Here is a 6661-nt window from a genome sequence, read left to right on the forward strand (position 1 = left end):
GGTCATCAGCGAAAAGGGCTCCGGTCGCTACGGCTACGACGCTTCCAACCGTCTTTGCTGGCAGATAGTGGATAAAACGCAGCAGCTGCACCGCCTGTACTACCGGGGTAATAAACTGGCGAATGAATGGTTGACACCGGAAGGGCAGGCTCAGGATGCGGCGAAGGACAACCGTGTACGCCTGGTCTATGCCGGTGGCAGTAATATTGCCCAGATTAATCAGGATGGCAGCACATCGACCACGTCATTAATCGGGACTGATGCCAAAAACTCCGTAATTGCCGCGCAGGTGGAGGGTAAAAATCAGCAGTATCAGTATACGCCTTACGGTTACCGCACTGATGTAAGCGCAGGTGACAGTGTTGCTGAGGCATCAGAGGAGAACCGCGATGAGTGACATGGTACTGGGATTTAATGGCGAGCGTCTCGACCCTGTTACAGGTACGACGCATCTGGGTAATGGTTACCGGGCTTACAGCCCGGTACTAATGCGGTTTATCTGTCCCGACAGCTGGAGTCCGTTTGGTGAAGGGGGTATTAATCCCTATGCTTACTGTGACGGCGACCCTGTTAACCGGGTTGACCCTACAGGGCATTTCAGTGTTGGCGGTGCTATCGGTGCTGTTATTGGTTTTCTGGGAATCCTGTTCACGCCATTTACCGGGGGCTCATCACTGGCGGCTGTTTTATCCGTGGCATCGGTTTTTGCAGGAGCGGCCTCTGTGGGGCTTGGAATTGCTTCGGAGCTGGTGAGTGACCCTAAAACCGCAGCCGGGCTTGGCTGGGCCGGGTTTGCTCTGGGTATACTGAGTGGTGTTGGCGCCTTTGCTGTCGGTAAGCTGGCTCCTCAGGCTAAGTCTCTTGGTAGCTTGTTAGGCGGAAGACTGATGAAATCCGCTACCGGGTTACAGCAACGAGTTCGGGCTTACCAGAGAAGTAAAATTAACGTTAATTTGCACCCTGAATCGGCTCAGCCGTTATTTTTTAGAAGAGCTTTTAACATAAAAGCTATAACTAAAAATAACAAAATTGTAGATCGCGAAGTTCTGGAATCCGTGTATACCAATATCGCAGGGACCGGGGAGCCGGGGATACGATTACATGGGAATTCTGGCGTACTTAGCCTGCCTGAGAACAGATTTTTTACGGATATGGACTCTTTTGCTGCATTTGTTAAAGAAAAATACAAAATAGACCTTGCCACATTTGGGGGGGAATCGAAACCGCTTCATTTATTTTCCTGCTTCAGTAATAAAAATGCGCCGCGCTTATCTGATGCTCTTGAACGCCCGGTTGTCGGATATGGAAATAATGAAATACTGACGATGCGTGTCGAGAAATTTAATTCTGATATCCCAATAACCAGTGAGCGATATTTGCCAAGAACTCAAAGAAGAGTCACAATTGACGGGCGCAGAACATATGAATTTGCAGCCAGTGAACTTTTTGAGCCTGGCCCTCATCTTCATACGCTTTATGGTATTGATTAACGGGTTTTGTTGAAAAAACAAACGCCAGGTTAGATTGTCGACCTGACTCAAGGGAGTATGATTTAAATTTATTGCTGGAAAGTTACTGCAATAAGTTTGTAATTAATTTCTCTAAAGCACTTACATTAACATTCCACAAACAGGCTGGAGATATTCATGAAGAGTTGTGTTGCGGCTTTTAACGGTGAACGGCTGGATCCTGTGAGCGGAACTTACCACCTGGGTAATGGCTACCGGGCTTACAGCCCGGTATTAATGCGGTTTATCTGTCCGGACAGCTGGAGTCCTTTTGCTGAGGGAGGCATTAATCCTTATGCTTACTGTAAGGATGATCCGATTAACCGGGCTGACCCGTCAGGGCATATGAGTATTCTCGGCGTGATGTTAACGCTTGCGTCGGCAATTGGTCTGGTTACTGGCATTGCCTCTTTCGTTGCACCAGTGATTATGGCAGGAAGTGTCGCAGCGGGGCTGGCTACAATGACACCTTTGTCTGTAATCGGTGGTGCAATGGGGATTGGAATGAATATATTTACTATAGCTAAAGCTGGTATTACTGATAAAAATCCTCTTCTGCCAGAGGAGTGGAAGACTGCTGATATCATGAATTTTGCTGGCGCCACCCTGGGACTGGTGATGAGTTTAACCTCCGTGCGTAGCCTATTTACCCTGGGCAGACAGATGTATAAATTAGGTCCCGGACTGATGAGGGAGGGATACAGGTACGAGAAAGAGGTGCGTAAGGCAATGGGGGTGACTTACTGGAAAAGAAACGAAACTAAGTCACTCGGTGTGAGATTGTGGGGCAGAAACCGCGAATACCACGATCTTGCAGGGCACAGAGGCACTGAACGCATTCACGGTGGTGTAATTCCTAAATATAGCAAGGAATTAAGAGTGGCAGTTCCTTTGTCTGGTAAACATGAAACGTTGTTGAACAGAAAATACTTTGAATACGCAAAACTTAGTAAAGCTAAAGAGTTTTCCCAGCCTCTGGAGCCCAGACATATGGCTAATGTTGAACATAACACAGCGTTTATCAGGTCCGGGAAGTATAATGCTCATGAAATGATTGAAATGGGTTATATCAGTAATCGTTCTGATATTAATAATAACCTTTTTCGGCAAGCTCCATTCTCGGATAGTTTCAGCATTGCAGGCCCCACTTCATGGGGAGGGGAAGCTATGGCTTGATTTCTATATTGTTAAATATATCTTAATACAGAATTAACGAGCTCTAGTAAAACAGACCACCTTACTGGTAGTCTTATTTTTTTTCAGGCTCCGGGAATTATCTTCGACACATATCATGTTAATCAGTCCCGGAAGCCTGACCTTATTTTGAAAAATTAACCTGCTGTTGCATTCAGGCCGTTATACAGTGGGCGATGTCGTTCCGCCATAGGCCGGGCAGAGCGTTTTGCCGGGGTGTCGGGAGCAATAAACAGATATTGATCGCTCAGGGCGAGTAGTCTGGTGTGAATAATCTTCTGCCTAAGGGCAGTGCTGTAAATTAAAAATTCGAGACTATTGAGAAAAGGAGAATTGTTTATGGCAGGTTGTGTTGTGGCTTTTAACGGGGAGCGTCTGGACCCTGTGAGCGAAACCTATCATCTGGGTAATGGTTATCGGGCCTACAGCCCGGTTCTGATGCGCTTTACCCGCCCCGATAGCTGGAGTCCTTTCGGTGCTGGTGGTATAAACACCTATGCTTACTGTGCAGGGGACCCCGTGAACCGGTCTGACCCGACAGGGCATATGAGCTGGCAAGCCGGTCTGGGGATTGGGCTTGGTATTCTGAGTATTTTCGGGGCAATATTTACCGGCGGAGCATCTATTGCAGCTGCAGGCAGTATCAGTGCGGCCCTGGCCGGGGCATCGACGGTCTCACTGGTTGTTGGCACTGCTGCACTGGTGGCGGATGTCACCGGGATTGCAAGTGCTGCGTCAGAGGACAGTAACCCGGAGGCTTCAACAGCACTGGGGTGGATATCCTTTGTTGCAGGCATAGTCTCTCTTGGCACAGGGATTGGGGCTGGTCTGAATAAGGCGACAGCTGGATTGCGTCAACGACTGGGTAATATCAAAACTACTGGGCTGAGCGGCAGGGGGGCTATTGGTGGTGTGAGGCCAGCCAGCTCTTCATTTACAAGAGCTGAGCGTTCATGGGAAAGAGTCAGGAATTATATTGCAGATAAGGAGAATTTTTTTCACAGGACGGAGGGGGGCGATATGGAGCTTTACCAGATGGAATCGATAGACCTTAAGGCAACCGATAATAATAGTTTTATAAACGTTTTCAAAAAAAATAAATGGGTTTTTCTGAGTAATATGAGAAAGGATAAGGATGTCCCTTATTTTGCAAGTGATATTGCACGCTTTCAATATGAAACCATTTCAACAAAACATGGGTTTGAGGGCGTTTTTCCTGAGCGGATAATCAGAGATGGTGTGACAAATGCCGATACCCTTAGAATGACGCAGGGAAAAACGGGTGATGAGCTCTTTACCGCATTTTTTCAAACTCCAAACGGGAAATCCACAATGCGAATTATGGACCAGTTTGGTCTGGAGGCAAAGTCAGTGACTTCGCGTCAAAATAAGTACTGGCCTGAGGCGATGGATTATATTATCTGTTTGTGATTTATAATGCCTTCCCACACGGAACACGCCATTTTTATTTTTCAGGCTCCGGGAATCATTCCCTACACATATTATGTTAATCAGTCCCGGAAGCCTGACCTTGTTTTGAAAACAGACCTGCTTTTGCTGCAGGTCAAGGAATCATGTCAATGAATAATACTCCCGATACCTGGCCGGACTGGCTGGAAATACTTAATCGCTGGTGGCGGGGAGAAACTCCCGTAGGTGCGGTTCTGATTGCGGTAGGGATGGCAGCCCTGCGTATCGCTTATACCGGTGGTGGCTGGCGAAAAATGGTGCTGGAAGGGCTACTGTGCGGAGCGCTGACGCTCACCGTTGCCTCAGCCCTTGAATATCTGGCCTGGCCTCGTTCACTGTCGGTTGCCATTGGCGGTGGTATTGGTTTTATTGGTGTCGATGTTCTGCGGGCATTTGCACTGCGTTTTATTGATAACCGTCTTGGGCAAGGAAAATGAAAGTCAGCCGCGGTGTACGAAACCACAACCCCGGTAACATTCGCTGGGGTGACGACTGGAAAGGTCTGGTGCCGACAGCGCAGAGAACGGACAAATCATTCTGCCAGTTTATTTCACCGGAATACGGCATCAGGGCGATGGTGATTATTCTGCGTAACTATCAGCGTAAGCATGGCCTCAACACGGTTTCCGGCATTATCAACCGCTGGGCACCAACAAGTGAGAACGATACGCAAGCCTATATCAGCAGCGTGACGCAGGCTGTTGGCGTTCCGGCAGACCAGCGAATTGATGTGATGGACAGCAGAATCGTGATCCCGCTGGTGGAAGCCATCATTAAGCATGAGAACGGCCAGCAACCCTATGGGGTTGATGTGCTGGTGCACGCTGTCAGTCTGGCGGAATAATCCGCTGAAAAATGCGAGCACGTCTCGCGGACGCACAGGATTAAAGTCTGCAGAATCTAAAACCACTGATGATAAATAGCAAAAAAACCGACTGCGGCAAACAGGCGGGGTTTTCTGTTTCTACACCCTGATGAGGCAAGGGAGAACATGTGAAGTGTTTAGGGTGGCTTATTCCCTGTGGGAAAGTATAAAAGAATTCTACTGAGGTTGACAATGAAAAACGGCCTTGAACTTGAAGCCCCTGTTACAAGGGAAATTGGTATTGCTACCGCCTGGGTTATCAAAGCGGCGGCATTATGCCTGGTTCTTTATGGTATTGCCCAACTAATTAACGCCATCCGTTGGTGGTGAAATGTTAAATCGAACCCAAATCATGCTGCTGGTATTTGTCGTGTGCCTGGTGGGGGGGCTTACGTTGTCAGCCTGCCATTACCATAGCAAATTTCTGGAAGCGCAAAAACGGGCTGATGATGCCCTGAAGGACGTCGAGGGCCATCGGCAGGTTATTGCCACACAGGCTTTCAATATTAACCGCTTTAACCAGATCGCTGAGTACGCCAGCCGCAACAATTCACTGATTGATGCCGGTACCGAAAAAACGGTTATCGAATACCGGGAGATTATACGCCGTGACAAAACCTGTGATGTGCCTGTGCCTGCTGACGTTGCTGGTGGGTTGCTCGACTACGCGAATGGTTTACGTGCCGGTGCAATGCACGCCGATCCCGGCGGCGCTGATGCAGCCAGTGTTACCCCCGTTACCACCGGCAGCCTGACATATTGCCAGGCTGTACTCTGGATCAAGCCGCTGCTGGCCGCCATCGACAGGGCAAACCACCAGCTGGCAGGCATACGGGATATTGAGAAAACCAGAGCCTCGCAATAGTCGTGCTGCAGGAGTACATCAGGCAGCAGTGCCTGAAGTGATTCTTCACCCCTGATAACAGAACCTGACTTCGGTCGGGCTTTTTTACGCCTGAAGTCAAAGCGCCATGCCCGGCGCATATCTATCACAGAGTCTTCCGGAAACCTGCCCCGGAGGAACGCCGCTAAAGGTGGTGACCTCTCTGTGGGCGTCGTTTCCGGGCAACGGGGCTCGTTTCTGAAGGAAATCACCATGCAATACCCGGCAAATATCGTTGTTGAAAATATGCCAGTCCGGAATACGGAATTCGGCACCTGTAACCTGAACGATTTGCATAAAGCAGCTGTAGCAGCAAAGAAAGCGAAGCCCTGGCAAAAGCCCAGTAAGTTCCTTAAAGCTGATGGGATCAGGGAGTATGTTGATGAGGTAACCAGGGAGCTAAAAAGCTCCTTGGAACAAAATCAGATACTTAGAACGGTTCATGGTGGTGCTGAGCGGGGAACATGGGCGCATGAGCTCATCGCATTGCGATATGCTGCATGGCTCTCTCCGGCCTTTGAGTTGAAGGTGTATCAAACATTCCGAAGTGTGATCCTTGGTCAGATCGGGAAATTTGCTCAGGCAAACATGCTTGAACTCAAATACCAGTCAAAGAAACGTCGCGTTAGTACCGCTGCCCGCATAATGAATAACTGGGGCGTGGGTGGCGAGAAGCAAGAAATTGAAGCAGAACGCCGGTTGCTGGCTCAGGAAATTCAAATTTCTATTCCAGACATGGAG

General features: G+C 48.8%; 9 protein-coding genes. All 9 read left to right on the forward strand.

Features of this window, described 5'->3' with window-relative positions; all coding sequences use genetic code 11:
• The coding region (locus VGM55_RS14355; protein ID WP_331635842.1) for a hypothetical protein at window positions 1-397 on the forward strand (397 nt) is incomplete at its 5' end.
• Complete coding sequence (locus VGM55_RS14360) at window positions 390-1490, forward strand: RHS repeat-associated core domain-containing protein (protein WP_331635843.1); 1101 nt, start codon at window positions 390-392, stop codon at window positions 1488-1490. The genes VGM55_RS14355 and VGM55_RS14360, both read left to right, overlap by 8 nt.
• A gap of 156 nt (window positions 1491-1646) precedes the next feature.
• A complete protein-coding gene (locus VGM55_RS14365) occupies window positions 1647-2684 on the forward strand; it encodes an RHS repeat-associated core domain-containing protein (protein WP_331635844.1) in 1038 nt (345 codons plus the stop codon).
• Window positions 2685-3041: 357 nt separating this feature from the next.
• Window positions 3042-4133: an RHS repeat-associated core domain-containing protein gene (locus VGM55_RS27515; protein ID WP_414648270.1), complete on the forward strand. Its 1092-nt coding sequence runs from the start codon at window positions 3042-3044 to the stop codon at window positions 4131-4133.
• 143 nt (window positions 4134-4276) lie between these two features.
• A complete protein-coding gene (locus tag VGM55_RS14375) occupies window positions 4277-4609 on the forward strand; it encodes a phage holin, lambda family (protein WP_331635845.1) in 333 nt (110 codons plus the stop codon).
• Window positions 4606-5016 (forward strand): structural protein, encoded by a 411-nt coding sequence (locus tag VGM55_RS14380; protein WP_331635846.1) that lies wholly within the window; start codon window positions 4606-4608, stop codon window positions 5014-5016. Before VGM55_RS14375 ends, VGM55_RS14380 begins: the two co-directional genes overlap by 4 nt.
• Window positions 5017-5229: 213 nt before the next feature.
• Window positions 5230-5367: a hypothetical protein gene (locus VGM55_RS14385; protein WP_331635847.1), complete on the forward strand. Its 138-nt coding sequence runs from the start codon at window positions 5230-5232 to the stop codon at window positions 5365-5367.
• Between the two features lies 1 nt (window position 5368).
• Window positions 5369-5902: a hypothetical protein gene (locus VGM55_RS14390; protein WP_414648271.1), complete on the forward strand. Its 534-nt coding sequence runs from the start codon at window positions 5369-5371 to the stop codon at window positions 5900-5902.
• A gap of 231 nt (window positions 5903-6133) precedes the next feature.
• Window positions 6134-6661: KilA-N domain-containing protein (locus VGM55_RS14395; RefSeq protein ID WP_331635849.1), on the forward strand; the 528-nt coding region annotated here is incomplete at its 3' end.

Origin of the sequence: Cedecea sp. (assembly GCF_036500665.1) — a bacterium.
Taxonomy (GTDB): Bacteria; Pseudomonadota; Gammaproteobacteria; order Enterobacterales; family Enterobacteriaceae; genus Cedecea.

What these genes read in the sequence shown, in the direction of transcription:
- VGM55_RS14360 (WP_331635843.1), top strand. Translation starts at nt 390, where the DNA reads ATGAGTGACATGGTACTGGGATTTAATGGCGAGCGTCTCGACCCTGTT.
- VGM55_RS14365 (WP_331635844.1), top strand. Translation starts at nt 1,647, where the DNA reads ATGAAGAGTTGTGTTGCGGCTTTTAACGGTGAACGGCTGGATCCTGTG.
- VGM55_RS27515 (WP_414648270.1), top strand. Translation starts at nt 3,042, where the DNA reads ATGGCAGGTTGTGTTGTGGCTTTTAACGGGGAGCGTCTGGACCCTGTG.
- VGM55_RS14375 (WP_331635845.1), top strand. Translation starts at nt 4,277, where the DNA reads ATGTCAATGAATAATACTCCCGATACCTGGCCGGACTGGCTGGAAATA.
- VGM55_RS14380 (WP_331635846.1), top strand. Translation starts at nt 4,606, where the DNA reads ATGAAAGTCAGCCGCGGTGTACGAAACCACAACCCCGGTAACATTCGC.
- VGM55_RS14385 (WP_331635847.1), top strand. Translation starts at nt 5,230, where the DNA reads ATGAAAAACGGCCTTGAACTTGAAGCCCCTGTTACAAGGGAAATTGGT.
- VGM55_RS14390 (WP_414648271.1), top strand. Translation starts at nt 5,369, where the DNA reads ATGTTAAATCGAACCCAAATCATGCTGCTGGTATTTGTCGTGTGCCTG.